This is a genomic window from Aquimarina sp. MMG015, from assembly GCF_018100855.1.
Classification (GTDB): Bacteria; Bacteroidota; Bacteroidia; order Flavobacteriales; family Flavobacteriaceae; genus Aquimarina; species Aquimarina latercula.
The window spans coordinates 135,345-160,184 of record NZ_JAGJEB010000009.1; the positions used below are offsets into that span (position 1 = coordinate 135,345).

The 24,840-nt window shown below is 30.9% G+C and carries 24 protein-coding genes; 6 read left to right on the forward strand and 18 right to left on the reverse strand.

Features of this window, described 5'->3' with window-relative positions:
• Window positions 1-60 precede the first annotated feature (60 nt).
• From J8L88_RS17390 to J8L88_RS17405, 4 genes are all read left to right on the forward strand, one after another.
• The gene (locus tag J8L88_RS17390; protein ID WP_211061411.1) at window positions 61-2,493 is read left to right on the forward strand and encodes an ABC transporter permease; all 2,433 of its coding nucleotides are present in this window, start codon (window positions 61-63) and stop codon (window positions 2,491-2,493) included.
• Window positions 2,494-2,545: 52 nt separating this feature from the next.
• Window positions 2,546-3,289, forward strand: coding sequence for a GIN domain-containing protein (locus tag J8L88_RS17395; protein ID WP_211061412.1), 744 nt, complete (start codon window positions 2,546-2,548; stop codon window positions 3,287-3,289).
• Between the two features lie 181 nt (window positions 3,290-3,470).
• Complete coding sequence (locus J8L88_RS17400) at window positions 3,471-4,139, forward strand: ABC transporter ATP-binding protein (protein ID WP_027391921.1); 669 nt, start codon at window positions 3,471-3,473, stop codon at window positions 4,137-4,139.
• 11 nt (window positions 4,140-4,150) lie between these two features.
• On the forward strand, window positions 4,151-5,572 hold the full coding sequence (locus J8L88_RS17405; protein WP_211061413.1) for a TolC family protein: 1,422 nt from the start codon (window positions 4,151-4,153) through the stop codon (window positions 5,570-5,572).
• A gap of 153 nt (window positions 5,573-5,725) precedes the next feature.
• Here the strand turns inward: J8L88_RS17405 and J8L88_RS17410 are convergent, their stop codons facing one another.
• The 4 genes from J8L88_RS17410 to J8L88_RS17425 all read right to left on the reverse strand — a co-directional run bounded on the left by J8L88_RS17410 (window position 5,726) and on the right by J8L88_RS17425 (window position 9,322).
• Window positions 5,726-6,943 carry a S8 family serine peptidase gene (locus J8L88_RS17410; protein ID WP_118385668.1) on the reverse strand — a complete coding sequence of 406 codons (1,218 nt, stop codon included), beginning with the start codon at window positions 6,941-6,943 and terminating at the stop codon, window positions 5,726-5,728.
• A 441-nt stretch (window positions 6,944-7,384) separates the two neighbouring features.
• Complete coding sequence (locus J8L88_RS17415; protein ID WP_211061414.1) at window positions 7,385-7,879, reverse strand: MepB family protein; 495 nt, start codon at window positions 7,877-7,879, stop codon at window positions 7,385-7,387.
• Between the two features lie 98 nt (window positions 7,880-7,977).
• Window positions 7,978-8,388, reverse strand: a complete 411-nt coding sequence (locus J8L88_RS17420; protein WP_211061415.1) for a VOC family protein — start codon at window positions 8,386-8,388, stop codon at window positions 7,978-7,980.
• Window positions 8,389-8,392: 4 nt separating this feature from the next.
• Window positions 8,393-9,322 carry a glyoxylate/hydroxypyruvate reductase A gene (locus tag J8L88_RS17425; RefSeq protein WP_211061416.1) on the reverse strand — a complete coding sequence of 310 codons (930 nt, stop codon included), beginning with the start codon at window positions 9,320-9,322 and terminating at the stop codon, window positions 8,393-8,395.
• A 118-nt stretch (window positions 9,323-9,440) separates the two neighbouring features.
• Here J8L88_RS17425 and J8L88_RS17430 point away from each other — a divergent pair, with 118 nt between their 5' ends.
• Window positions 9,441-9,851, forward strand: coding sequence for an Lrp/AsnC family transcriptional regulator (locus J8L88_RS17430; RefSeq protein ID WP_211061417.1), 411 nt, complete (start codon window positions 9,441-9,443; stop codon window positions 9,849-9,851).
• 136 nt (window positions 9,852-9,987) lie between these two features.
• Entirely contained in the window at window positions 9,988-11,262 is a 1,275-nt protein-coding gene (locus J8L88_RS17435) for a M18 family aminopeptidase (RefSeq protein WP_211061418.1), read from the forward strand.
• A 5-nt stretch (window positions 11,263-11,267) separates the two neighbouring features.
• Here J8L88_RS17435 and J8L88_RS17440 read toward each other — a convergent pair whose 3' ends face one another.
• The 14 genes from J8L88_RS17440 to J8L88_RS17505 all read right to left on the reverse strand — a co-directional run bounded on the left by J8L88_RS17440 (window position 11,268) and on the right by J8L88_RS17505 (window position 24,747).
• Window positions 11,268-11,837 carry a hypothetical protein gene (locus J8L88_RS17440; protein WP_211061419.1) on the reverse strand — a complete coding sequence of 190 codons (570 nt, stop codon included), beginning with the start codon at window positions 11,835-11,837 and terminating at the stop codon, window positions 11,268-11,270.
• 163 nt (window positions 11,838-12,000) lie between these two features.
• Window positions 12,001-13,284 carry a S41 family peptidase gene (locus tag J8L88_RS17445; RefSeq protein ID WP_211061420.1) on the reverse strand — a complete coding sequence of 428 codons (1,284 nt, stop codon included), beginning with the start codon at window positions 13,282-13,284 and terminating at the stop codon, window positions 12,001-12,003.
• Window positions 13,285-13,474: 190 nt separating this feature from the next.
• Window positions 13,475-14,341 carry a helix-turn-helix domain-containing protein gene (locus J8L88_RS17450; protein ID WP_211061421.1) on the reverse strand — a complete coding sequence of 289 codons (867 nt, stop codon included), beginning with the start codon at window positions 14,339-14,341 and terminating at the stop codon, window positions 13,475-13,477.
• A gap of 389 nt (window positions 14,342-14,730) precedes the next feature.
• The gene (locus J8L88_RS17455) at window positions 14,731-16,293 is read right to left on the reverse strand and encodes an amidohydrolase family protein (RefSeq protein ID WP_211061422.1); all 1,563 of its coding nucleotides are present in this window, start codon (window positions 16,291-16,293) and stop codon (window positions 14,731-14,733) included.
• Between the two features lie 57 nt (window positions 16,294-16,350).
• The gene (locus J8L88_RS17460; RefSeq protein WP_027391931.1) at window positions 16,351-16,719 is read right to left on the reverse strand and encodes a nuclear transport factor 2 family protein; all 369 of its coding nucleotides are present in this window, start codon (window positions 16,717-16,719) and stop codon (window positions 16,351-16,353) included.
• Window positions 16,720-16,731: 12 nt separating this feature from the next.
• Window positions 16,732-17,475, reverse strand: a complete 744-nt coding sequence (locus J8L88_RS17465; RefSeq protein WP_027391932.1) for an SDR family NAD(P)-dependent oxidoreductase — start codon at window positions 17,473-17,475, stop codon at window positions 16,732-16,734.
• Window positions 17,472-17,675: a 4-oxalocrotonate tautomerase family protein gene (locus J8L88_RS17470; RefSeq protein WP_027391933.1), complete on the reverse strand. Its 204-nt coding sequence runs from the start codon at window positions 17,673-17,675 to the stop codon at window positions 17,472-17,474. The genes J8L88_RS17465 and J8L88_RS17470 overlap by 4 nt, the downstream gene beginning before the upstream one ends.
• Before the next feature lie 131 nt (window positions 17,676-17,806).
• Window positions 17,807-18,370 (reverse strand): Crp/Fnr family transcriptional regulator, encoded by a 564-nt coding sequence (locus tag J8L88_RS17475; protein WP_027391934.1) that lies wholly within the window; start codon window positions 18,368-18,370, stop codon window positions 17,807-17,809.
• Between the two features lie 158 nt (window positions 18,371-18,528).
• Window positions 18,529-19,290 (reverse strand): hypothetical protein, encoded by a 762-nt coding sequence (locus J8L88_RS17480; protein ID WP_118385657.1) that lies wholly within the window; start codon window positions 19,288-19,290, stop codon window positions 18,529-18,531.
• Window positions 19,291-19,301: 11 nt separating this feature from the next.
• Entirely contained in the window at window positions 19,302-20,174 is an 873-nt protein-coding gene (locus tag J8L88_RS17485; RefSeq protein ID WP_118385656.1) for an SDR family oxidoreductase, read from the reverse strand.
• A 62-nt stretch (window positions 20,175-20,236) separates the two neighbouring features.
• Window positions 20,237-21,094, reverse strand: coding sequence for an AraC family transcriptional regulator (locus J8L88_RS17490; protein WP_118385655.1), 858 nt, complete (start codon window positions 21,092-21,094; stop codon window positions 20,237-20,239).
• 115 nt (window positions 21,095-21,209) lie between these two features.
• On the reverse strand, window positions 21,210-22,058 hold the full coding sequence (locus J8L88_RS17495; protein WP_211061423.1) for a GNAT family N-acetyltransferase: 849 nt from the start codon (window positions 22,056-22,058) through the stop codon (window positions 21,210-21,212).
• Between the two features lie 165 nt (window positions 22,059-22,223).
• Window positions 22,224-23,543, reverse strand: a complete 1,320-nt coding sequence (locus J8L88_RS17500) for a sulfatase-like hydrolase/transferase (protein WP_247666506.1) — start codon at window positions 23,541-23,543, stop codon at window positions 22,224-22,226.
• On the reverse strand, window positions 23,515-24,747 hold the full coding sequence (locus J8L88_RS17505; RefSeq protein WP_211061424.1) for a cytochrome-c peroxidase: 1,233 nt from the start codon (window positions 24,745-24,747) through the stop codon (window positions 23,515-23,517). The genes J8L88_RS17500 and J8L88_RS17505 overlap by 29 nt, the downstream gene beginning before the upstream one ends.
• Between the last annotated feature and the right edge of the window lie 93 nt (window positions 24,748-24,840).

Genomic DNA, 24,840 nt, shown 5'->3' on the forward strand with positions numbered 1-24,840 from the left:
TTGGCATCATCTTCACTATATAGATATCAAATTCAACAATCAAAAAATAAAATCAACGTCGTGATCAGAAACTATCTTAAAATAGCATGGAGAAATCTCATAAAAAACAAAGGGATTACTTTTATCAATACAGCTGGACTTTCATTAGGAATATGTTGCTTTATTCTTATTGCTTTATTTGTAACGGATGAAATAAGTTATGATCGATTTCACGAAAAAGCAGATCAAATTTATAGAATCAATTCTGATATACTCTTTGGCGGTACCCAAATGAATATGGCGGTGAGTTCTGATCCTATGGGAGCTACTTTGAAAAAAGATTATCCTGAAGTAGAAGAGTACACTAGAATATATGCTTCTGAAGGATCTAGATTAATCAGAAAAGGAACGGAACTTATAGAAGAGTTTTCAGTTGCTTATGTAGATTCTACTTTTTTTAATGTATTTACATTTCCCGCCTTAAAAGGAAATCCTAAAACAGCATTACAAGCGCCAAATACAGTCGTATTATCAGAAAAAGCAGCTATCAAATACTTTGGGAATGTTGATAATGCCATTGGTGAAACTTTAGAAACCAACAGTAATGGTAAGACCTTATATAAAGTTATGGCTGTTATAGAAGATATGCCAAAAAACTCTCATTTCCGGTTAGATTTTTTATTCTCTATGGAGAACGTTGATTATGGTTTCGGAAATTATCTAAGTCATAATTTCCATACATATGTTGTACTAAAAGAAGGTACAAATTATAAAGAGTTCAATACCCATTTTAGGGAAATTGTAGCAAAATATTTATTACCACAAGTATCTCAATACATGGAAGTTAAAACCATAGAAGATATTGAAGCCGCTGGTAACAAAATTGAATATTCCCTAATTCCTCTTAAAGATATTCATTTACATTCCTCTCGTAGTATAGAACTTAGTGCTAATGGCTCTATAAAGTATGTATACATTTTTTCTGCTGTTGCTTTATTTATTCTTCTTATTGCTTGCACTAATTTTATGAATCTTACAACAGCCAGATCATCGGGTAGAGCAAAAGAAGTTGGGATTCGTAAAGTATTAGGAACAGAGAAAAAATCATTAGTATTACAATTCTTAAGCGAGTCTACACTTATTGTAGTATTAGCACATAGTATTGCCATTATATTTGTATTTCTTTCTTTGGATTGGTTTAATAACATCTCCGGCAAGGAAATCTCAATAAAAGCATTACTACAACCACAATTTCTGGTTTTCTTAATTCTACTGCCTTTTATTGTTGGACCTTTAGCAGGTATTTATCCAGCATTTTTCCTTTCTAAATTCCAACCAATAACCGTATTGAAAGGAAATCTATCTAAAGGGGGAAACAAAAACAACTTAAGAAATTTCTTAGTCATTTTTCAATTTACCACCTCGATCGTGCTCATTATTGGAACCATTGTGGTTTATCAACAACTAAAACATATCCAAACTACCGATGTGGGATTTGACAAAGATCAAGTATTAATTGTAGATAATGCTAATTTATCCGATGAAACCCGGAAATCATTAAAATCAGAGATAGAACAATTTCCTGAAGTAAAATCAGCTTCTTTTGCAGGATATATTCCAGTTTCGAAATCTGCAAGATCTGATACCACTTTTAGCACAGAAATAGTTGCTACTACAGAAAACGGTTTTAATATGCAATATTGGAGAACGGATTATGATTATATAAAAACTATGGGAATGGAGCTTATCGCTGGTAGAAATTTCTCTCGTTCTTTTGGAACCGATTCTACCGCTATCATTCTAAATGAAAAAGCAGTAGCGTTAACAGGTTTTAAAGATCCAATTGGTAAGAAACTATATAAAACCACAGATACAAAAGAAAAAATAATTTATACGATCATCGGAGTAGTAAAAAACTTCAATTTCGAATCTTTACGTCATGATGTAGGACCTTTAAGTCTTAGATTAGGTGATAATAATTGGAGAACCGCATATCGATTTAATACAAGTGATGTAGAAAGTTCTATTAGCAAAATTCGTAATAAATATGAGACTACCTCTTCCGAACTAGCATTTACCTATAGTTTTTTAGATGATTCCTTCCTTGATATGTATCAGCAAGAAAAAAGAATTGGTACAATTGCTTTGATTTTTACCGTACTTGCTGTTATTATCGCTGCTTTAGGATTATTTGGATTAGCCACTTATATCGCAGAACAACGTACCAAAGAAATCGGAATACGTAAAGTTCTCGGAGCTTCTACGGCAATTATAGTAAAAATACTATCTAGAGATTTTATAAAACTAATTGTATTTGCCTTTTGTATCGCGACACCTATTGCGTGGTGGTTTATGAGCAGTTGGTTACGAGATTTTGCTTTCAGAATTCAACTAAATTGGTGGGTTTTTGCACTCACAGGTATTATCACTCTGCTAGTTGCAATCATCACACTAAGTTTTCAGACTATCAAAGCAGCTATCGCAAACCCAACTAAAAGTTTAAAAACAGAATAAAAATTAATATCATCAATTCAATCATATAAACGAACATAAAAACTCATTCATCATGAAACATTTAAAATATTTTTTGGCTTTAATTGCGTTATCTATTGCACAATTAATTTTTGGACAAACAAAGAAAACTGTTACTACTTTTAACAAAGTAATCATCAGCCCACATATAGAGGCAACTTTTGTGGAAAACAATCAAGAATCTGTAATCATAGAAAAGAGTACCGAACCAGAAGACAAAATAAATATCGAAGTAAATGGAAATGTACTTCGTGTCTATCTAGATGATGCTAAAGAGACTACAAAAAATAAAACAGTAATGATTAATGGCACCAAAAGAAAAGTACCTATTTATAAAGGCAAAGTACTTACCGTAACCATAAACTATAGACAACTTACTGATCTTTCTATTAGAGGAGAACAAGCTACAGTTTGTAAAAGTAAGATCACCACAGAAACATTTCGATTAAAGGTTTATGGGGAATCACAAATAATTTTAAACGATGTAAATTTTGAATACTTTGATGTTGATATGTATGGAGCCAGCACATTAGCTATCAAAAACGGATCTATCGAAAATCAGAAAATAACAGCTTTTGGAGAAAGCACTTCGGATCTACTTGCCGTAGACAATAAAAATACTAAGCTAAAAGCCTTTGGAGAGGCCGAATTTAAAATTCAAGCATCTGATCGTATTAAACTTACAGCTTTTGGAGAAGCGAAATTGTACTACAAAGGTGATGCGAGCATTCAAAAAGGTTTAAATATTGGAGACGTAGAAATATCAGAAATTCAGTAATATTATGATTACAAAAATGAATTCAATTTCAGAAAATTATGTCTGTATGAGACGAGAAAACCCCAGAATATTTAATACCATTCGACCAAGACGCATCTCTCAGAAGACTCTTAAAAAATTAAACTGATTATTTTTTACACCAACGAAAAACAACATAGATAATCATCATCAAAAAACAACTATGATTTTACAACTTAACAATACATCAAGAATAATTAATTCAGGTGGAAAAAAAATAGCATTACTCGATGCTATCGACCTAAAAGTGCAAGAAGGCGAGTTTATTTCATTAATGGGACCATCCGGATCCGGTAAATCTACATTATTAAATTGTATCGGCATGCTTGACAATTTTACAGAAGGTAGTTACGCCTTTTTAGATGAAGCCGTGCATACCATGAAAGAAAAACAACGATCTAAACTATACAAGGAATACATAGGCTTTGTCTTTCAGGCGTATCATCTCATTGATGAATTAAATGTTTATGAAAACATCGAAACTCCCCTACTCTATAAAAACGTAAAATCTTCAGAAAGAAAAGCACTCGTAGCTGATATGTTAGATCGTTTTAATATTGTGGGTAAAAAAGATTTGTTTCCATCTCAATTAAGTGGTGGACAGCAACAATTGGTAGGAATTGCAAGAGCATTAATTACTAAGCCAAAACTAATTTTAGCTGATGAACCAACCGGAAATTTAAACTCTAAACAGAGTACGGAGATTATGGAGTTATTTTCTGAATTAAATAAAGAAGGTGTTACAATAATACAAGCCACTCATTCTGAAAAAAACGCTTCTTATGGATCAAGAATTATTAATCTTTTAGACGGACGTATCGTCTCTGAATAACCTAACAACTCATGTCACTGAAATCAATTATATGTATCAGTGTCTTTCTTTTACAATTCCTAGGATTTACACAAAGAAAAGACGCAGAAAGGTACTCCCTAGCCCAATGTGTAGATATAGCACTAAAAAATAATCTGGACCTAAAATCTTCGGTTCTAAATGCAAGTACTGCCAAAATTAATCATAGGCAGGCCACAGCAAACATTCTACCATCATTAAATGGGAATTATAATATAGGTGTAAATAACGGAAGAAGTATTGATCCGTTTACCAATGATTTTATAAATCAAGAACTTACTTTTTCTAATGCACGATTAAATCTCGACGCTACTATATTCAATGGTTTTAGATTATTAAATACAGTTAAGCAACAAAGATTAAATAGACAAGCTTCTGAAATGGAAATAGAAGAAGCTAAACAAACATTAATTCTTAATGTTACCTTAGCATATCTACAGGTATTAAATAGAACAGACATATTAGCATTAGCAAAAGTAAGATTAGTAGCCACCAATAAACAATTAAAACAACAGGAAGATTTATATAGTGAAGAATCTGGAAATCCAGCTGATTATGCCGACATAAAAGGTCAAAAAACTATTGATGAAACTAATATACTAGCGGCAGAAAGTGATCTAAACAGTGCAAAATTAAGTCTTACTAGATTGATGAATATCCGTGAAAATATTGATGCTGACAAAACATCTATTTTATTAGATTTTGAAAAATACGAACTTTCGTCTGAAGATGTTTTTAATGATGCAATGAAAAATTTAGCCACTTTTAAAGCTAAAGAATTAAGAGCAAAAGCAGCAGCAAAAGGAATAAAAGTCGCTAGAGCTCAATATATTCCAGAAATTTCATTTTTTGGACAGTTAAACACCAACTATTCTAGTGTTGCAGAAACATTTACCGAAATTGGATCGAGTATTGTAGAAACAGGAGATTTTGTTACCGTTAACAATGAAGAAATTTCGGTTTTTACTGAACAATCCCAGTTTAGAGGAGATAAAATTGAGTATTTGGATCAATTCGACAATAATTTAAATACAGTTGTTGGTATCGCGGTTGATATTCCTCTTTTTAATAGTTTTAGAGCAAAAAACAATGTAGCATTAGAAAAAATTAAAGCCGAGGAATCTCTTATAGAACTAGAACGAACTTCATTAGAAGTAAAAAATGCAATTGCCCAAGTCCATTTTGATATGCGGGCTGCATTTAATAGATATGAAAGTTTACAAAATCAAGTAACCGCATTTGAAGAATCTTATCGGGTAAATGAAATTAGATTTAATAATGGAGTGTCAAATTTTATTGCTTACATCACAAGTAAAAACAACCTAGATAATGCAAGAACCAACCTTACCAATGCTAAATACGAATACTTACTTCGTGTTAAAATTTTAGAGTTTTATAGAGGTAATACATTATAAAGATTAAGACTATTTTGTGTAATCAGAAGATTAAAATAAGTTCTACATGTTAGAGCAGAAAAACATCTTATATTCTTATAATTTCTCTTAAAAAAACAAAAAAGAGGCTGAAATTACTCAGCCTCTAACTAATTCAAAACTATTTATCTATTTTTAATTTAAGGTAGCAATAGGAGCTGTATATCCTCCTTTACTTACGGACCCATCTGTTCCTGTACTGTTACCTCTTAATAATAATATTCCTGCTACGTGTGGTGACGCCATAGAGGTACCTGAAATATTATTAAACTGACCATTTAACCAAGTAGACCAAACTGCTGTACCTGGAGCCCAACGATCGACACTACTACCAAAATTTGAACCAGAGGCAGGAGCATCTACATTAGTCATATTTCCAACACACCAAGATCGGCTAGTTATTAACCTTTGTGGTGAATAAAATTGAGTATCATCGTTACTGTTACCCGCTGCCATAGCTCCATAAGTTGTATTTTCTAAATTTCTAAACGTGTCGTCTATTGCCTGAGATGTAAATCGATTACGGAAACCTACGCTATAGTTCCAAGTATCTCCATTACCAGCATTGTTAGCTACATAGTCTATTCCTGCAAGAATTCCATCTGTAGCACCACTCCCTGCGGCATTTAAAACTCTAACAGAAACTACAGTTGCTCCATAAGCTACGCCAATAACTCCAGAACCATTATTTCTTGCAGCAACGGTTCCTGCTACATGAGTTCCGTGTCCATTTTGATCTTGCCAAGATCCACCAACAAAACTTCTACTTCTGCCAGTGTCTATGTTTAAGTCACTATGTGGTGCAATACCACTATCTACTATCCAGCAAGTTCTTCCTGCACCGTTAGCTCTACCTACTCGATTTATTCCCCAAGGAAGAAATTCTCCATTAGATAACTGTGAGTCATTAGTCACCGCTTTATTTTGTACTGTTGCTGGTAGTGTACTTACAGGTTTTCCTATTTTAACATCCAACTTTTGGATATAGTTAGGCTCTAAATAAGCTACTTCAGGATCGTTCCTAAGCAAATCAGCTTGCTTCTCGGATAAGTTTTTAACCGCAAATCCCTGAATAGCAGAACTATACGTTTGCTTTATATTATCTTCTGCTATTGCATATTTAGATAATGTTTGCGCCGATTTTGTTTTCATTTCTGCGCTTTTTCCAGAAATAGACTGATCTTCTGTATAAACTACTATATACTCTCCCGGTATCGCTTGATCAGCTCCTATAGCATCTACATTTTCAATTTCTGATTCTAAATCTGTAATTCCTTCTCCATCTTTTTCACAACTGTAAAAAAGAAAAGAAAATACTGTTACTGTGCTTAAAATTCTAAGTCTAGTTTTCATAATTTTTAATTTTGCGTTAAGTTTTAATTTTAGTTTTAAATTAAATGTTGAGTTCTAATAAAATTAGACTAACAAAATTATAGATTATTAACAACAACAGAATACGGGAAACACACAACAACCAAAGGGCAACACTCTACTCACTGCCCATGAATACTACAAAAAAAGTCTACATTACCAATAAAGCAACATAGTTGCATTATTGAAAATCAACAGGTTGAATCAAAAACCAAGAATTTCAGAAAAAGGAAAAAATAACAGGGAATTTACCCCTTAAAAAAACAAAAAATAAGTGAGTTTAACACTTAATTAACTGTAATTTGGCGAAAAAATAAAATTTATTAAGACTAATTCTAAAGAATTTAAATAAAAAAACTCCCAATAAATCATTCAATTTTCATAATTCAACCAAAAAAACTCCAAATTATACCTTAAGACTAGTTATTGACTTGTATATAATTTTAAAACGCTTTCAAGGTCAATTTTATCATTAATTTCATAAAAATAATTAAGTTGCCATTTTTGGGTTTGTTGCGCCTGTTTACTTTTCGTGATGTCCCATTTAGGGTATACTCTAAATGCTCTTTTTCCTTCTTTTATTTCTGTTGATATAATCCCCTTTTTAATCAATAAAGATTTTGGAAATACAAATTGCCCCAACTTATTCTTTTTACTTACATTAACTATATAGAAGTCTATTTGATCAGATTTATCATATGGTTCGATAGGTCCATTCTCTTTTCGTTTCCAAAAAGTTACGAATTGCCCCACTTTTTTTGGTGTAACTTTAGCAGTTCTACTTAGAACATTTTGTCCATTAAGCTTAAATCTGCAAGCAGAATATTCTTGACTTTCTGATTCTTTTACATAATCTAAAATTTTTAAAGAACATCTATCATACACTTTCTTTTTTATCTGACTAAGATTATCATCCATGCGTTTAACTCTGTTTGTTTTTTCAATTCATAGGGTAATTAATAATATATACCATGTCCCATTTCAGTTTGTATTAAGCACATATAGATGATCCTTATTTAAAAAATATTATGATCATTCTTAAACGTTTTAAACTCAATAGCATTTTTACTAAAATCTAAAATAAACATTGTTTGTTGTTCTCCTTTTTTATTTTGATATCTTTTTTGAGGCTTAAAAACAAAATCTACTTTATGATCTTCTAATCTATTTTGTATATCCCGAAATACCTTTCCATCTAAAATACAACCAAAATGCGGAATCGGAACTTTAAGGTTCTCCACTCTTCCGCAATAATCTAATTCTGGTATTGCATCCGATACATGAGCAGAAAGTTGATGTCCAAAAAAATCAAAATCCACCCAATGTTCTGTTTGTCTTCCTAATTTGCAGCCAAGTATGATATGATAAAATGAAATAGTACTTTCTATATCCTTTACCTTAAATGCTATATGAAATTTTGTATCCATTTTACTAATACCCTTTATGTAACGAAACCCTATTTAATAGTTCTCTATTATCTAAAAATCGCTTATAATTTTCTACAATTTTATTTGCCGCACTTTCTACATTAGTTAAACTTGCCACGTGTGGTGTTATTTGAATTTTTGGATGCTTCCAAAAAGGATGCTCTTTTAGTAATGGTTCTGTTCTAAAAACATCAAGAAAAGCACCGGCAAGTTTATTCGTATCAAGTAATTCTATTAAATCTTCTTCTACCAAATGTTCACCTCTTCCTACGTTAATAAAAATTGCATCAGTAGCAAGTCTCCTTAATGTATTTCTGTTTATAATATCTCTAGTTTCATCAGTTAAAGGCAATAGATTAATCAAAACATCAGATTGACTTAAACAAGAATCAAATGCATCAACTCCATTGAAACTTTTCACTCCAGAAATTTCTTTTTTCGAATTACTCCATCCCTTTACGGTAAATCCTAAATCAGCGAATTTCTTAGCTACATATCCCCCAATACTACCTAAACCCAAAATTGTAATGGTCGTGTTTTCAATAGATTTATATTCTTTTTGATCCCAAATTCTCTTTTCTTGTTGTTGTACATATCTTTTAGTATTCTTTAATTGCATTAGTACAACAGTTAGCAAAAACTCCCACATATCAATAGACAATTTCATATCCACCATTCTTGTAATAATAATGTTTTCTGCAATTGTTTGCGAATTAGTAATATGATCTATAGAAGCACCCACAGATTGGATGACTTTTATGTTTGGGAACTTCTTCAGAATATCTTTTTCTGGTTTCCAACAAATAACAAAATCTACAGCAGCTACATCTTTTACATTTGGATATATTTCAATACTAGTAGTAACTATTTTTTTGCTTAATACCTTCTTCCAAGGTTCTGGATCTTTATTATTAAAAATTATAAGAATACTCATGAACAAGAATTTTACACAAAGGTAGACTAAACCCTATACACCAAAAAGTTGAATCGTCGAAATATAACTATATTTACCATCGAAAAACTGAATTTAAAAACAAAAAATCATCGATTCTATGATAGATACTATAGATAAGCAGTTGTTAGACATTTTAAAAAATAATTCACGACTATCATTTGCTGATTTAGGGAGAACTATCAATTTATCTCCTTCATCCGTTAGAGAAAGAGTTCAAAAGATGGAAGATTTAGGTGTGATTCAGAAGTATAGTATTCAAATTGATAATAATAAATTAGGATACGATTTAGAAGCTTTCATATTGCTTAAAGTTTTTCCTGGACAATTAGCTCATATTCTTAAAGTAATTAAAAACTTCCCCGAAGTTAAAGAAGCACATCGCATTACAGGAAACCAAAATATACATCTAAAAGTTGTAGTGAAAAATCAAACTTCTTTACAAGAGTTATTGGATAAACTAATGATTCATGGGGATACTAATACATTTCTTATTTTATCAGAAGTTTAATCTTATATTTTATATTCTCTTCGATAATGAGTATAATATTACTGTGGTCTGTTTTTCTATAGATTGTTTAATTACATTTGCTTTTGATTAAAAATCTTGCTTTAACTATATTTAGAGCAACTAAAAAATACTTTTAATGTCTTACTCCCAAAGTCTTTTAAATTTCATAGATTCCGGTTCTACCTCTTTTCACGTAGTTTCTAACTTAAAAAAAGAATTGATTTCTCGGAGCTATCAAGAATTATTTGAACAGGACATTTGGGATTTAAAGAAAGAAGAAAAGTATTTTGTGACTAGAGCTGATGGCTCAATTATAGTATTTAGAACTCCTAAAAAATGGTCTAATGATTATTCTTTTAAAATCATTGGTGCACATACGGATTCTCCTTGCCTAAAAATAAAGAACAATCCCATTTCTACAAAAGAAGGATATCAATTACTAAATATTGAAATCTATGGAGGTGTTTTGTTAAGTAGTTGGTTTGATAGAGATCTTTATTTTGGCGGCAGATTAATTATAGAAAATGAAACAGGTGTATTAGAGCAAAAACTTATTACGGTAGAAAAAAAAATACGAATTCCTCGTTTGGCTATTCATTTAGACCGAGAAGTTAATAAAAAAGGATTTACTCCGAATCCGCAGGAACATATGTTCCCCGTTATTGGATTGTCTAATGAAATTAATTTTGAAAATTGGTTAAAGGAAGAAACCGGAGTTTCTGGAACAATTCTTAGTTGGGATTTATTTTTATTTGATGCAGAAAAATCAAGTTTTGGGGGTATTCATGATGAATTTATTTACGCTTCTAGATTGGATAATTTAGCAAGTGTCCATGCCTCGTTTGAAGGTTTAAAAAAATCTACTATTGCGGATAACGAAGTACAAATGGCCGTTTATTTTCAGCATGAAGAAATTGGTTCTGAATCGCAAAATGGAGCAAATTCTAATTTTTTAGAAACTACATTAAAACGCATTCACTCTTCTATTTCCTCCAAGGAAGAGACTTTTTTTCAAGCTGTAGCACGTTCCTTTTTTATTTCTGCAGATATGGCTCATGCAGTACATCCAAACTACACGACAAAACACGATGCCAATCATAAACCATTACTTGGTGCTGGTCCAGTAATTAAAAGTAATGCCAATATGCGTTACGCCACAGATGCATTTTCTATAGCTAAATTTAAACAATGGTGTAAAAAAGCAAATGTTCCTTTTCAGGATTTTTGCAGTAGGAATGATATCGGTTGTGGTTCTACTATAGGCCCAATGGTTGCCTCAAATATAGGAATACCAACGATCGATGTTGGAAACCCAATGTTATCAATGCATAGTATTAGAGAAATGTGTGGAACACAAGATCATGAATATATTATTGACGTTTTTACTGAATTTTACAAAACCTCATCTTAGATATATTAGTCTTGGGATCTTACATCCATTAATGCTTTATACATTGCATCAAGAAAATCTTGTTGTTTTTTATCATCTTTAAAATAACGTTGATATATAACACTGCAGCTCTCTACATCTAAAATATTAGAATTATTAAAAGACCAGTCATCTCTATTCTTTACAGTGATACCAAGATCACAACCTTCTTCTTGCCATTTTTTGTAAAATGTAGTTTCATTATCAGGAGTTACTTTAAAATTTGCATACACACTATAACCGCTCATATCTTTATTATAAAACTTATGAATAGCACTTATCGGTACACCTCCCCAATTTATAGTTTTGTTCTCTGGTAGTCTAAAACCCGTAAGGTATTTTTCATTTAATATTGAACCTTGCTCTCCTTTTTTTAAGAAGTGTTTTTCATATTCTAACTTGGTTCCTTCGGGTATTGTTACTCCTTTAACCGTAACCTGTTCCGTAGTTATAAAAAAAGGATTGTTAGAGCGTGGACCATTAGGGTTTAGGGTAAGATTACAGGCCGTAAGAAAACTTATAATCATTATGATAAAAGATAGTTTTAAGAGCTTCATGAATTGTTATCTATTTTTTTCTGTGGAAAAACAATTTTCCTTGAACATTATAGGTTCTTCAAACTATAATATCCATATAAAAATAAACAAAATGTACACAATTACTATCATATTAGATTTCTTCAATTTTTATTTTTATTAGAAACAAACTATTGCTAAACCCTTACTTTTTCTTCAATGCTTTTTTTAAATTTTCTTGATAAACAGAAAGATCAGGAGAGTTGTCAGTTTTTGCAAGCTCTACTGCTTTTTTATAGTTTTTTATAGACTCATCATAGCTCCCCAGATTCATTAATCCTTCTGCATAGCTATCAAATCCATTTGCAGATTGTGGATGTAAAATAGTATTAGACTTAAATATACAGACTGCAATTTTTGTTTTTTTATGTTCCATCATATATTGATATCCCAGAGCATTAATTTCCCATTCTTCAATAAGTCCTTTTTCCTTACAATCTTTTAAAGTAGCTAATATATTTTTTTCAGAATTCACTTCATCATATTTCTCTAATTTTGATAAAAGATTAATAAAAGTATTGGTGTATAATTCTTTTAATTTCTCTCTAAATTGATCTGCTCCTTCTTTTGCTAATTCATGTGCTCTATTATATGACTCATCTTTACTTACTTTAATTTCAGGAACTACACCTACGCCTTCCCAATTTGTTTTAGTAATTGGATTAATAGCTTTTCCAGTTGGAATAAAAACACTTAAAAAACCATTAATTGGAACGGTACCACCTGGGTTAGCTCCTCCTCCTGTAGTTTGACCTATAATAGTCGCTCGTTTTTGTGTTTGCATGTTATATGAAAACTCTTCAGCACCAGAAAATGTTCTTTCACTTGTAATTACAAATAGGGGAACATCTATCATTTTTTTTCCATCCACCTTATCAAGTGTATGAAAATCAATTGTTCTATCACCTTCTCTGAAATAAAGGCTGTTTAAGTGAATATCGCCTTTAAAAAAATAACTACATAGGTATTGAACCATCTCAGGATCTCCACCACCATTTTTACTTAAGTCAATTATTACCGCATCTGTATTTCTGATAAGTTTCATGTAAGCATCTGCAATTACTTTTCCTTCTTTAAAATAAGTAAACCCTCTTAAATCAAGGTATCCTATATTTCCTTCTAGCACTTTAACATTGTGAAAACCAGCATTATACTCTTTTTTTCTTTTGAGGTTAAAAATTTTCTCTTCAATAAGTCGTTCTGGTGTCATAGCGGGAGCCTCGTATGGCGGTTGACTCATAATTTTCATATGTTTATCATTATTGATAGACTGTACCGATTGCGTTAGAGCGGTTGCAAAACTTTCATTAGATGTAAACTGATCAAAATGTCCTTTCTTAAATTGTTCCTTTATATGTTCCTCTGTTTTTTTTGCAATATCAGGAAAGACGTATTTATCATTCATCAAATCAGACAGGGTATTAATCACCTCTTTTTTATATTCTATGCTTAACACACTATCCTGTGAATAAATACAGATATTACATAGTGATAGGGTTAAAAAAAGAAAAATGCATTTACGAATTACCATCATTATTTTAGATTTTTAAACGAAATTAAAAAATAGAGTTTTTATAAAATTGTAAAAAAGTAAATGGTAAAAAAAAATCTCAAATCTATTATGATATAATAGGATCGTATTGATTGGTAAATCGTTTTGTAATATTAAGATTTGCAATTTCTACCAGGTTTGATTTTTGAGCAAAAAACTTAAATGGTGTTATATTAAAAATTGCATTGAAATCTTTAATGAAATGTGCCTGATCATAGAACCCAGCCTCTAAACCTATTGAAGTTAGACTCATATTCGGAAATTCTTCTCTTAGTTGAAGTATTCTATTCATTCTCCATATTTGTGAAACTTTTTTTGGAGAAAGCCCTACTTTATTTACGAAATGTTTATGCAAAGTCACTTTACTTACATTAAATTCTTTGAACAATTCACTGATCTGTATACTACCATGTCTAAACATTATAAAGTTTAACTGAGCTCTTAAACTTTCATCTACTGACATTGTTTTTGATAACAAACCATTAATAAATTCATTAATAAGCTGTTCTTGTATTACAGTTTTACTTTCTATAGAAATTCTTTGGATAAGTAAGTGTGCTATATTATCTAGAGAGAAAATATTTTCTAGATTAACTATAGTATCATTAAAATTTATGAGTGGGTTCTTAATAAGATTTGCAAAAGCAAATGGTTTAAATCTGATTCCTGTAATATTAACAGCTCTTTTGGATTTAAACCTTAATGAAGTATTTGTTTGTCCAATAAAGTAAGCTCCGGGATTTAATCGTTTCCACTTGGTGTGCAAACTACTCCTTACAATACTATGAGAATCAATAAATATTATATTAAATGTACAAGTCGGCAGAAACATTTCTAAAGCATCTTCTGTTGGCTGTTTCTCAAAAAAAATATGCCAATAACTTTCTATATGATGCGAAAATAAATGATCTGGTAATGTTTCTTTGTATTCCATTTTTAATATATAACTATTATATGCTTCCTAGTTTTATTATTATTAAATAAAATCTTAAAACAAATTCTGACTTCATTGATACTAAATCATACACCGTTGTTACTAGTGAATTATTTACCTAAAATTAGATTTTATATTTCACAATTTACACCATCTTCTATATTCATACTAAAAATAGTAAAGTGTAACCTTTCATAATTTGATTTCTCTATAATTTTCAATACCATAAGAAACTAATAAGCAATAAAAAAGTTCTAATTAATTTCAAAGTAAGTGGTTTATATCCGTTTTAAAACTCATCAAAAATGAAGCCAGTTTAGAGTAAACTATTTAAATAATAATACTATTGGTTACAGAGAAATCTTTCAATCCATCAAATAGTTATAGTTTTAATCCGCAAATTGTACTCTTATAAGAGGGCTTTTAAAAAAACTTAATAGTACTTTACTATTCATATGAAAGCTAGCAGCAATTGATTCTGTAAAGTTTTTGAGTTCTATTATTTTTTCTGAGTCATAATAGACCCCATTCATAAGTACCCCATCAATTTTACTAGTATGGGTAATATTTTCTAGAGGATTATGTTGTAATAGAACCAAATCAGCTACTTTTCTTTTTTCTATACTCCCATAAGAATCTTCTTTTTTTGCATACTTAGCAGGTACTATAGTAGCACTTTGTAGAGCTTCGAGGTTTGTTAATCCACTTTTTGTTAACTCAATCAATTCTTCGTGAATACTAAACCCTGCAAATATATACGAGTCTGTTACATCTGTCCCAGTCATTATTGGCACTCCGATGCTATTAGCCAATCTCACTTGATTCATTGCCGCTTTGTAAAAGTTTTGGCTTATATCTTTAGTTTGATCATCCATATTTCTTGAAGCATTATTATTAGTATCTATACCCCACCATAACCTTTTTCTAATTCCTGTGATATATTTTAAATTAGGGTTTGCTACGTAGTCTTCGAGATGCGCATTCGCTTCAAACTTTAACGTTTGTAAGGTTGGTGTCCAATGGGCATTTTTTAATTGCATTAATTTCATAAGTTTAGTAGCAATCTTTGGATCAAATTCATCTACTAACCTTCTCTTTGATTTAGAAAAATAGCTTTTCCAATTATTAGGGTTTTTTAAACTATCTGCTTCCGGAAATGATTCGAACATAAAAATACGACCATGTTCGAAACTACGTTGTCCTAAATTAACAGCCTCCTCCAAACTAAGAAACATTGGTTTATGCCCAGCAATATGCATTTCATACGATGGTGCTTTTTTAGCCAAGGCTTTATATGATTCTTTTGGTATTTGCTGATATACCTTAATAAAATCTACCTGTTCTTTTTTATAAAAATGTAACAATGAATCTACCTGTTCTGGGGTATCTAGTTTAAAAAAATCTGGAAATCCATCAGGTACACTAGAAGCTCCATCTATTTGATAACTACTTTGTAAAACATATCTCGGCATAATTCTTTTATACGCATTCAATTCAGCATTCCATTGTAACCGTTCTCTACTACCTACCCAATAGCTATCTTTACGATCTAATTGCCCAGACATGTCTCTAATTCCTGTAATACCATTGGCTATGTAAAGTGGATGATGTAACCAAGGAGAATGCTGATTTGAATGTGTATGCATATCCCATAAACCTGGAATCATATATTTATTAGTACCATCAATTATTAATGAATTAGAATTTTCAACTAAAATTTCTAAACTATCAATAGCAGCAATGATATTATCTTTTATTAATACATTTCTGTTTTCTAAAACTTGACCAGACTTTACATCTATAATATTTATTGATTTTATGAGTATGGTATTATGTTTTACCGGAAGAATCAGTTTTGGCATTGGCCAAAAAGCTCCAACCATAATTAGTAGTATTAGAAATGATAAAATACCTAATAAAATTTTCAGAAATTTAAATAGTTTCTTTTTCATTATTATTTGAATCTTTTATAATCTAGACTCTATACTTAAAAAAATGTAACAACATCTTTATGCTACATGCGTAAAAATTTTGCTCACAATTTTCCAGTTGTCATTCACTTTCGTTAGGGATAAATAATCATAATAGTTATAACCTAACATAGGTACGCGTAGTTTTACCATAGCTACATTTCCTATAATATCAATCCCAACAACTTCCATTTTAAATGTTTCGTTTAAATCATTAGGGCTTTTTCTTTCTTTAACACCTTCCAAATATTCTATCACACTTTTCTTATAAGGAACTCCGTTAATATCACCATAGACAAACACATTATCCGTAAAGCAAGATGCTAATTTATCAACCTGTCCATAAAAAATGCCTTCGAAATAATTCGTTATTACCTTTTCGATATCTTTTATATTATCTTTATACATAATTTCTCTTTTTTAAATAGCGTGCCCAACTGTATGACCTCCTGCTACGTTAATAGTCTCACCTGTGATAAAATCAGAAGATGCTAAATAGTAGGCAGCTTCTGCTATTTCATTAGCTTCTCCTATACGATTTAATAAATGTAATCCAGCTAAACTATCAGCATCTTCAATTCCCATTTTTCCTTGTAAAGGACTTCTAATAATTCCAGGAGCTATTGTATTTACTTTAATGTTATTTTTACCAAACTCTGCTGCCAACTGTCTTGTTAATGAATGGATAGCCCCTTTGCTTGTTAACGGCGCAGTTGCAGGAAAACCATCAATAGCGTGATCTACAAGTACAGTACCTATATTTATTATAGAACCGTTTTGTTGTTTTATCATTTCTGGAATTGCCGCTTGTGTTGTAAAATAAGTTCCTTTTAAATTAACATTCCAATAAAGCTCTAAATCCTCTTCTTGAACATCTAAAAAAGGTTTTGGAGCAAACAGACCTGCATTATTTATTAAGACATCTACAGAGCCAAAATTTTCTTTCGCTAGACGTACTAGTTCCCGACCTGTAAATTTTTTACTAATATCTCCAGCCAAATACACTGCATTTTTTGGTGATCCAAGTTCTTCATACGTTTTTTGTAAATTCTCTTTATTAGATGAGTTCATAACTACATTACTATTTTGCTCAATAAAATAAGCTGCTATAGCTTTTCCAATACCTGTAGAGGCTCCTGTAATAATTATTGTTTTGTTTTTCATGATTTAAATTTTTCTGAATTTGAATATTGTTTTGCATCTACTCCCCAATTATCAATAGGGATTTCTTCTATAACCACGTGCGTGGTTTTAGGGTTCTTGTCCAATACATCTGCAAGCAATTGTGTCGCACCTACAATTAACAGACGTTTTTGTTCTTTGGTTACCTGTTCATCGGTAACTTTGATGTTGATATAAGGCATCTTTTTATAGTTTTAAATTAACACTACAAAGTTGAGAGGAATCAGAAGAAATTATAAGGAGGTATATCACTACTTTAAAGTGATCTATGTCACTTTATTAGTATGAAAATTAAGTTTTATAAAAAATTAAACTATGGGTTAAGTCTACTCAAGGTTTCTCTAGAAACCCCTAAGTAAGAAGCTATAAGTTTTTTAGGGACTCTTTGAAATAGTTGGGGATATTGTTCTAGTAATAAATCATACCGTTCCTTAGCAGAATTTTTTAAAAGTGAAAGGATTCTTTTTTGTAAAGCGATACGACCAAACTTACTTTTTTTTGCCCAAAACCGTTCCATTTTATGCATTTGAGATGTAAGCTTATCCCTATTCTCAAAAGAAATGTATAACAACTCGCAATCTTCTATACAATCTATGTATATATTCGAGGGAGTCTGTTTTACAAAAGATTCATAGTCCGTAATCCACCAATGTTCCATTGCGAATCTAAGAATATGTTCCTTACCATTATCATCTAAAAAATAACTTTTTACACACCCTTGCGTTATCCAATATTCTTTTTTTACCACTTCCCCTTCTTGAACAAGATATTGATGTTTCCGTTTTTTATCAGTTTCAAAATGAGTTAAAACAAAATCAAATTCTTCATCCGTTAATTCAATTATCTCCTCAATATGTTGCCTTAATGGGTGTTTCATTTAGCTAATGGCTCGTAGTCCTAATTAGTAGTAACGTGTTTCGTGAAATTGCTTTTGGCGGAGGTAATTTACAAAATAAAAAAGAATAGCAATTCGAATAAAAAATCGAGTTACTATTCTCTATAAATGGAATTATGAGTCTTTATTTCTCTTTTCAATTATAAACTAGCTTCACCAATAAAAAAATATAGATTTTTTAATGAGGTATCTCTTTTAGGAAATAGTGCTTGCATTCGTTCATCTGCTCCCATTTGTTGTAAACCTTCCATTGAATCAAAATAAAAACGATGTATTTCATCTGGTTGTGCAATATCTCCCTTTGATTGAAATGGTGCTATAAAACGTTCGAAATGTGTACCGAATTCTGGCATTATCTCACAAACTTCATCATGATAATCCTCAAATTGCTTTTTATATTTCTCCCCTTCATTAAAGTAAATTAAGGCAATACCATAGGTTTTGGTTTTATCACCCTTTTCTTTCTTAAATTCAAAATCAGTGTTCCTACTCGTAAAAACTGAAATATTTTTAAGTGAAGGAACAGCATACTTATTTCTAATTTTTATAAACTCTGGATCTTCATTAAACATATTAAATACTTCCATACTAGGATAACTGGCAAAATGAATTTCATCAGGCATTTCTATTTTTCCTTTTGCTAGTATTTTTGGTTTAATAATACGTTCTATTCTTCCTCCATACTTCTTCAAAATAGCACCTCCCTTCTTCTTGTATTCTTCAAAACGTGTTTCTTCACCTTCTTTTATATATACCAAAGCAACATTTACTATTTCTTGATTTTTTGTTTCCATTTCACTCATATTTTTGGGATTGTTATTTGAGTTTTGTGCATTCATAATACTTGGTAATAGTAATAACACTAAGACCGTAAAGCTTATTAACCTTTTTAAATATTTCATTTTTTACGGATTTAAATTAAGTGCTCCATTTGTAAAGCTTCCTTTATCAAATTTTCTTGAATTGGACTTACTATACTATTCAATTCATTAGTATTATAATCTACTCCGACAGCTTGTCTAATTGGTCTATTTCCTTTTTCCATTTCGACCACTTTTAAAATAGCATTTGGAATTTCTTGCGGATTAGGTGATTCATCACTTTTATAGAATTGATCAAAATTTTGAAGCATTGCTTTCGGAACATTGGCCATTTCTCCATAACTTTCTAATGTAGTTTTATCTTCTTCCTCGGGCCCACTATATAATAGCCCAGATGGATATGGCCCAGGTTCTATAACAGAAACATCTACCCCCATAGGTTTTAGTTCATATTTTAATGATTGAGAATATGCTTCTAAAGCAAATTTACTAGCACAATAAATCCCAAAATATGGAAAAACCAATCGTCCTGCTAAAGATGAAATATTGACTATCAATCCATCTGAAGATTTTTTCAAAAAAGGAAGAAACGCTTTGGAAGTTCGAATCACACCAAAAAAATTAGTGTCAAATTGTTCCTGCGCTTGCTTTATACTATATGCTTCTGTAATACCTACATACATTACACCAGCATTATTTACTAAAACATCCAATCCGCTTTTTTCTTCAGTAAGAATTCTAGCTACTAAATCATTAGTAGATTTATCACTAGTTACATCTAATTCTGCTATCGTAATTGAAATCTTTTCCTCTAAAGCAATTTTTTCAAGTTCTTCTTTTTTAATTCTGTTTTTTCCATTGATATCACGCATCGTTGCCCAAACTCTATGTCCATTTCTAGCTAATGTTAATGCAGATAAATAACCAAATCCGTTACTAGATCCTGTAATAAGTACTGTTTTCATTTTTACATATTTTTTGTTACTGATGCAAAGATGAGAATAGAGAAAACGGAAGTGTTTTAAGATTAGTTCAAAGGTTTGTCTAAATGGGTCAACTTATAAAATGTTGGAGAAATTCCATATTTATTTTTGAACGTTTTTGAGAAGTGAGAAGCATTCGTAAATCCACATTCATAAGCGATATCTGTAGTTCTTAAATCTGTAGATACAAGTAGCTGTATAGACTTTTCTAATTTTTTCTCTCGTAAATACGTGGCTGGGGATGAATTGTATATTTTTCTGAATTCTCTTTTGAAACTAGATAAACTTTGATTATTCAAAATTGCTAATTCTTCTAAAGATATATTTTCATAATAATGAGCTTTTACAATTTCTCTAAGGGAATATGAACTTGGACTAAATAGGTTAGAGAGTATCGATCGAATCGCTGGAGCATTTGTCGTCTGATTTAATAATAAAATGATTTCTTTAAGTTTTAGAATCAATATTTCTTCCGTTACCAAATCAGGATTTTGAAAATAAAACAAAATTCCCTCAATATATTTTCGAATTAAAATATCGCTATTAAGCTTAGACATACCTATGTCTAAAGGTAATTTTTGTGTAAGAAAATCCGGAAGTTTATCTTCATAGATTTTCATCAAAATATCAGGATAAAAGTGTACGGCAAGTGCTTGATATGTATCAGAAACTTCCGAAGAACGCATATTACAGGTATAGTTACCACATTTCATTAAAAGAGATTCTTGAGCCTCTATTTTAAGTCGTTCGGTTTCAGAAATGGAGTCGTATTCTCCTTTTAGTATGTACAAAAAACAAGCCTCGTTTGGCATTAAATTTGGCTTTTTGTATGGTGGTTTTAAAATAATAGTTTCAAATAGTAGTTTTCCAAATAAGTCTATAGTTTTATAGTCTTGTACCATTTTCTTTTCTTGTAAAGATAGTTCTTACAAGTTATTTTAAATTTTCTAATTGAGTCAATTTGTTGTCAATTTGGGTCTTGTTTTAGGTTTTCATAAAAATAATTTTTTGCTAGCTCTAATTTTTATCAAGATGTAATTTCATTTCTAACTGCTCTAGATTATTTTCAAGTCCTATTCTTTCTAAAAATGCATTTACAGGTTTTGAGCTTTTATCTATATTAATAATAGAAAACTCATCCCCATATATTTTAATTAATTCGTGAATTAAAGTAGAAGCTATTTTTTTATTTCTGAAATCTTTACTTACCGCTATTTGCTGTAATCGTTTATTACTTGGACTATAAATTATATAACCTATCAGTTTAGAATCTATATAGGCACCTAACGAAACATTGATGTTTTTTAATTCATCTACAACATTATTAGAATTTTGCCAAGTAGGGTATATATCCCAAAACGTTTTCATTAAGTCCCAATTATAATCTTCTAACACCCTAACAACTATATCGTCATTTGTATGTAACACACTAACCTTCCCTTTATAGCATAGTAATGCTCTTTCAATTTTATAACCCGATTTTTTATATGAAGTAATAGCCTGAATATTTTTAGTTATAACTTCTAGTTGCAGCGTATCGATTCTCTTTTCCATTAAAATGGGTAAAATAAATTGATACATTTTTTTTGTTAAACCAACACCTCTTTTTTCTGGAATAACTCCTGTTCCTCCATTATATACTACTTTTTTATTATCGATTATATCATATCCGTGCAAAATAAACCCTATCAGACTTTCTTTTTCGTAAACTCCTACCGATATATTAAGATCTGTCTTATCAGCTAACATTTTCGAAATTAATTGTTCTTCAGATAGTCTAAAAGGAATAAAATAGTCCGAAAAAGATTTGTTGAATACATTTAGAATATCTTTTTTATTAATTCCCTTTAAGGTTTTAATTTCCATTTCCTAAATTTCTTAGTTACAACTACATTATCATTATTTTCCCGAATGTACCAAATTATTCTTTCGTTTATGTTTTTAAGTTCCCTCCTAACAATTGAAAGATCAAACTTCTCATCACATATAGTTAATTTATCTAATCTATTTTTTGTAATCAGTTTTCTTTTTTTAATTTCTTATATTTAATAACTCAGTTTCTAAAACTGATTTAGCATTAATATCGTTTGTTGTCAAATTTCCATTTAATAAATTATTTTGTTCATAAGGATCGTTATTTAAATTGTAAAATTCTTCACTACCATTGGCGTTTTCGATAAGTTTATAATTCCCATTACTTATAGTCCAAAGATTATTAACCCCATCATCTTTTTCTGAATATTGATAATCTCTTATTGATACGGCTTCTGTAAATAAAGATATAAAGCTTTTACTATCATGAATTTGATTTACCGGTACTCCAGCAATTTCAGAAATGGTGGCAAACAAATCAGAACTTACAATTAAATTATCATCATTTCCAGTTCTCGAGACTCCTTTACCAGAAATAAACATTGGTGTATTTATCCCTCCTTGACTCAAAGAACCTTTTGCAGTAAAAAACGTGTATGGAGATTGTGCTACTTCATTCGGACTTCCATTATCACCAATAAAAATAATTATAGTATTTTCTCTTTCATCTAGAGGCATATCATCTAATAATTCCCCTATTTGATAATCCATTGCTTCAATCGCAGCCATATAATATGGTGTTTCATCCATTCCGCTTAAAAATGAAGGTAAGTTTCCTTGAGAATGCATTTCATTTGGTGGTACATGAAATGGTGTATGAGGAGCATTATAAGCCAACCACATAAACCATGGTTTATCTTGTTGATGTATCCAATCATTGGCCAAGTCAGTAATCTTTTTAGTTACATATTCTGTTTCTACATTACTTACTCCATTTTCCGTCAATTGCCAATTATAGTAACTCTGAGGCGCACCTCTTATAATCCCGGAGTAATAATCCAAACCAAAAATTTCAGGGTTTACTACTGTATTACCTCCTGATAAATGCCATTTCCCTACTATTGCAGTTGCATAATTACCATTTGTTTGATCGTTTATATATTTCTGTAAGCTCGTTTCTGATAAATCAAGTTCGTCTCCTGCCCATTTAACACCCGTTCTATAACCATATTTACCAGTTAGAATAGATGCTCTGGTTGGCGAACAAGTTGGATACGTCCAAAAATTGTTAAAAGACAATCCCGAATTTCGTATTGCATCAATATTAGGAGTACTCGGTTTTATGTTACCTTCGGAAAAACCATTAATAGCATCCTTACCTAAATCATCAGCAATAATAAAAAGAATATTTGGAGAAATTTCAATTGGGTTCGAAACATCAATAACCACCTCATCTCTATTACAACTAAACAATGTAAAAAACACCATTAAATACAGTAGTTGTTTAATATTATTCAAATGGATTACTATATTTTTCATCAGTTAACATTTGGTTGTCGGTTAATGTATTTAAAAAAGCTATTAAAGCCTCTTTCTCTTCTTCTGTAAAATTAAATTGGCCAACTTGTCCCTCTGAATTTACTAAAGGTGATATGAGACTTTGGTGGTTTTGAATCCCTGAACTATAATGTTCAATTACCTCTTCTAAGGTTGCAAACCTTCCATCATGCATATATGGTGGACGAATAGCGATATTTTTCAATGAAGGAACTTTAAATTTACCAATATCATTAGGGTTAGCTGTCGTTTCATTAACTCCTAAATCAGTAGTCGAAATTGCGTCCAATCCGTTGGTTGTGGCAAAAGTTGTAATTCCACTAGGAATTGGAGTAACTGTTGGAATAGGAGCTACAAAAGCTTCAGACACATGACAAGCGACACAGTTAGCATTCAATCCATTTGTAAGTGGTCGAGGCATATAAAAAAGTCTTTTACCTTCGTTTTCTTGTTCTGTAAAATTTGGAAAATCTACAATTGGCGAATCTACATCACTCCTTGCTTGATCGTATTTTGATGTTGTACTAACAAGACTTCTTATAAATTGTGCTAATGCTCTAGAGATTCTATCACTCGTTATATTCTGATCTCCGAAAGCATCTGCGAACAAACTCCAGTAATAAGTTTGTTCAGCTACAATATTAGTTAATTCTTGAAGTGTCAACCCCATTTCTACCTCGTCTTGAAAAGGCATCAACACTTGCTCTTCTAGAGTTGCTGCTCGTTCATCCCAAAAGAATTTCCCTCCTTCATAAAATCGAGCATTTACGATTCCCATGGAGTGCCTTCTGGTAAGTCCGCCTTCAAATCCCTTACTCAGAATATCTGGATCGGAAAATCCATGTTCAGCTTTATGACAAGAAGCGCAAGAAACGGTACCGTTTGCACTTAGTTTTTCATCGTAAAAAAGTACTCTTCCTAATGTTGCTCCTGCATCTGTTATGGGATTATCAATTGGTGTGTTATCGAATTCGATTGCCGCTTGAAACTGAAATTGATCAGGAAAACTATTTTCAGTATAATGTTCAGGTAATACGATATTGGCATAATTAAAAAATACGTCCGGAAGATTTATTTCGGAACTAGAATCTTCTTCTATTGGTACATAATCTTCTTGATCGTTATTACTACAAGAATTGAATAATAAAGCTATTAACAATAGTGATAGAAACATTAATTTTTTCATAAATTAAACATTTTAGTATAAGTTTAAGACTTTGACTATACCAAAACGTTTAATACGAAAACTTTTTATTTTACTTTTATTAATGCTTTTTCA

What these genes read in the sequence shown, in the direction of transcription:
- J8L88_RS17395 (WP_211061412.1), top strand. Translation starts at nt 2,546, where the DNA reads ATGAAACATTTAAAATATTTTTTGGCTTTAATTGCGTTATCTATTGCA.
- J8L88_RS17400 (WP_027391921.1), top strand. Translation starts at nt 3,471, where the DNA reads ATGATTTTACAACTTAACAATACATCAAGAATAATTAATTCAGGTGGA.
- J8L88_RS17405 (WP_211061413.1), top strand. Translation starts at nt 4,151, where the DNA reads ATGTCACTGAAATCAATTATATGTATCAGTGTCTTTCTTTTACAATTC.
- J8L88_RS17410 (WP_118385668.1), bottom strand. Translation starts at nt 6,943, where the DNA reads ATGAAAACTAGACTTAGAATTTTAAGCACAGTAACAGTATTTTCTTTT.
- J8L88_RS17415 (WP_211061414.1), bottom strand. Translation starts at nt 7,879, where the DNA reads ATGGATGATAATCTTAGTCAGATAAAAAAGAAAGTGTATGATAGATGT.
- J8L88_RS17420 (WP_211061415.1), bottom strand. Translation starts at nt 8,388, where the DNA reads ATGGATACAAAATTTCATATAGCATTTAAGGTAAAGGATATAGAAAGT.
- J8L88_RS17425 (WP_211061416.1), bottom strand. Translation starts at nt 9,322, where the DNA reads ATGAGTATTCTTATAATTTTTAATAATAAAGATCCAGAACCTTGGAAG.
- J8L88_RS17430 (WP_211061417.1), top strand. Translation starts at nt 9,441, where the DNA reads ATGATAGATACTATAGATAAGCAGTTGTTAGACATTTTAAAAAATAAT.
- J8L88_RS17435 (WP_211061418.1), top strand. Translation starts at nt 9,988, where the DNA reads ATGTCTTACTCCCAAAGTCTTTTAAATTTCATAGATTCCGGTTCTACC.
- J8L88_RS17440 (WP_211061419.1), bottom strand. Translation starts at nt 11,837, where the DNA reads ATGAAGCTCTTAAAACTATCTTTTATCATAATGATTATAAGTTTTCTT.
- J8L88_RS17450 (WP_211061421.1), bottom strand. Translation starts at nt 14,341, where the DNA reads ATGGAATACAAAGAAACATTACCAGATCATTTATTTTCGCATCATATA.
- J8L88_RS17455 (WP_211061422.1), bottom strand. Translation starts at nt 16,293, where the DNA reads ATGAAAAAGAAACTATTTAAATTTCTGAAAATTTTATTAGGTATTTTA.
- J8L88_RS17460 (WP_027391931.1), bottom strand. Translation starts at nt 16,719, where the DNA reads ATGTATAAAGATAATATAAAAGATATCGAAAAGGTAATAACGAATTAT.
- J8L88_RS17465 (WP_027391932.1), bottom strand. Translation starts at nt 17,475, where the DNA reads ATGAAAAACAAAACAATAATTATTACAGGAGCCTCTACAGGTATTGGA.
- J8L88_RS17470 (WP_027391933.1), bottom strand. Translation starts at nt 17,675, where the DNA reads ATGCCTTATATCAACATCAAAGTTACCGATGAACAGGTAACCAAAGAA.
- J8L88_RS17475 (WP_027391934.1), bottom strand. Translation starts at nt 18,370, where the DNA reads ATGAAACACCCATTAAGGCAACATATTGAGGAGATAATTGAATTAACG.
- J8L88_RS17480 (WP_118385657.1), bottom strand. Translation starts at nt 19,290, where the DNA reads ATGAAATATTTAAAAAGGTTAATAAGCTTTACGGTCTTAGTGTTATTA.
- J8L88_RS17485 (WP_118385656.1), bottom strand. Translation starts at nt 20,174, where the DNA reads ATGAAAACAGTACTTATTACAGGATCTAGTAACGGATTTGGTTATTTA.
- J8L88_RS17490 (WP_118385655.1), bottom strand. Translation starts at nt 21,094, where the DNA reads ATGGTACAAGACTATAAAACTATAGACTTATTTGGAAAACTACTATTT.
- J8L88_RS17495 (WP_211061423.1), bottom strand. Translation starts at nt 22,058, where the DNA reads ATGGAAATTAAAACCTTAAAGGGAATTAATAAAAAAGATATTCTAAAT.
- J8L88_RS17500 (WP_247666506.1), bottom strand. Translation starts at nt 23,543, where the DNA reads ATGAAAAATATAGTAATCCATTTGAATAATATTAAACAACTACTGTAT.
- J8L88_RS17505 (WP_211061424.1), bottom strand. Translation starts at nt 24,747, where the DNA reads ATGAAAAAATTAATGTTTCTATCACTATTGTTAATAGCTTTATTATTC.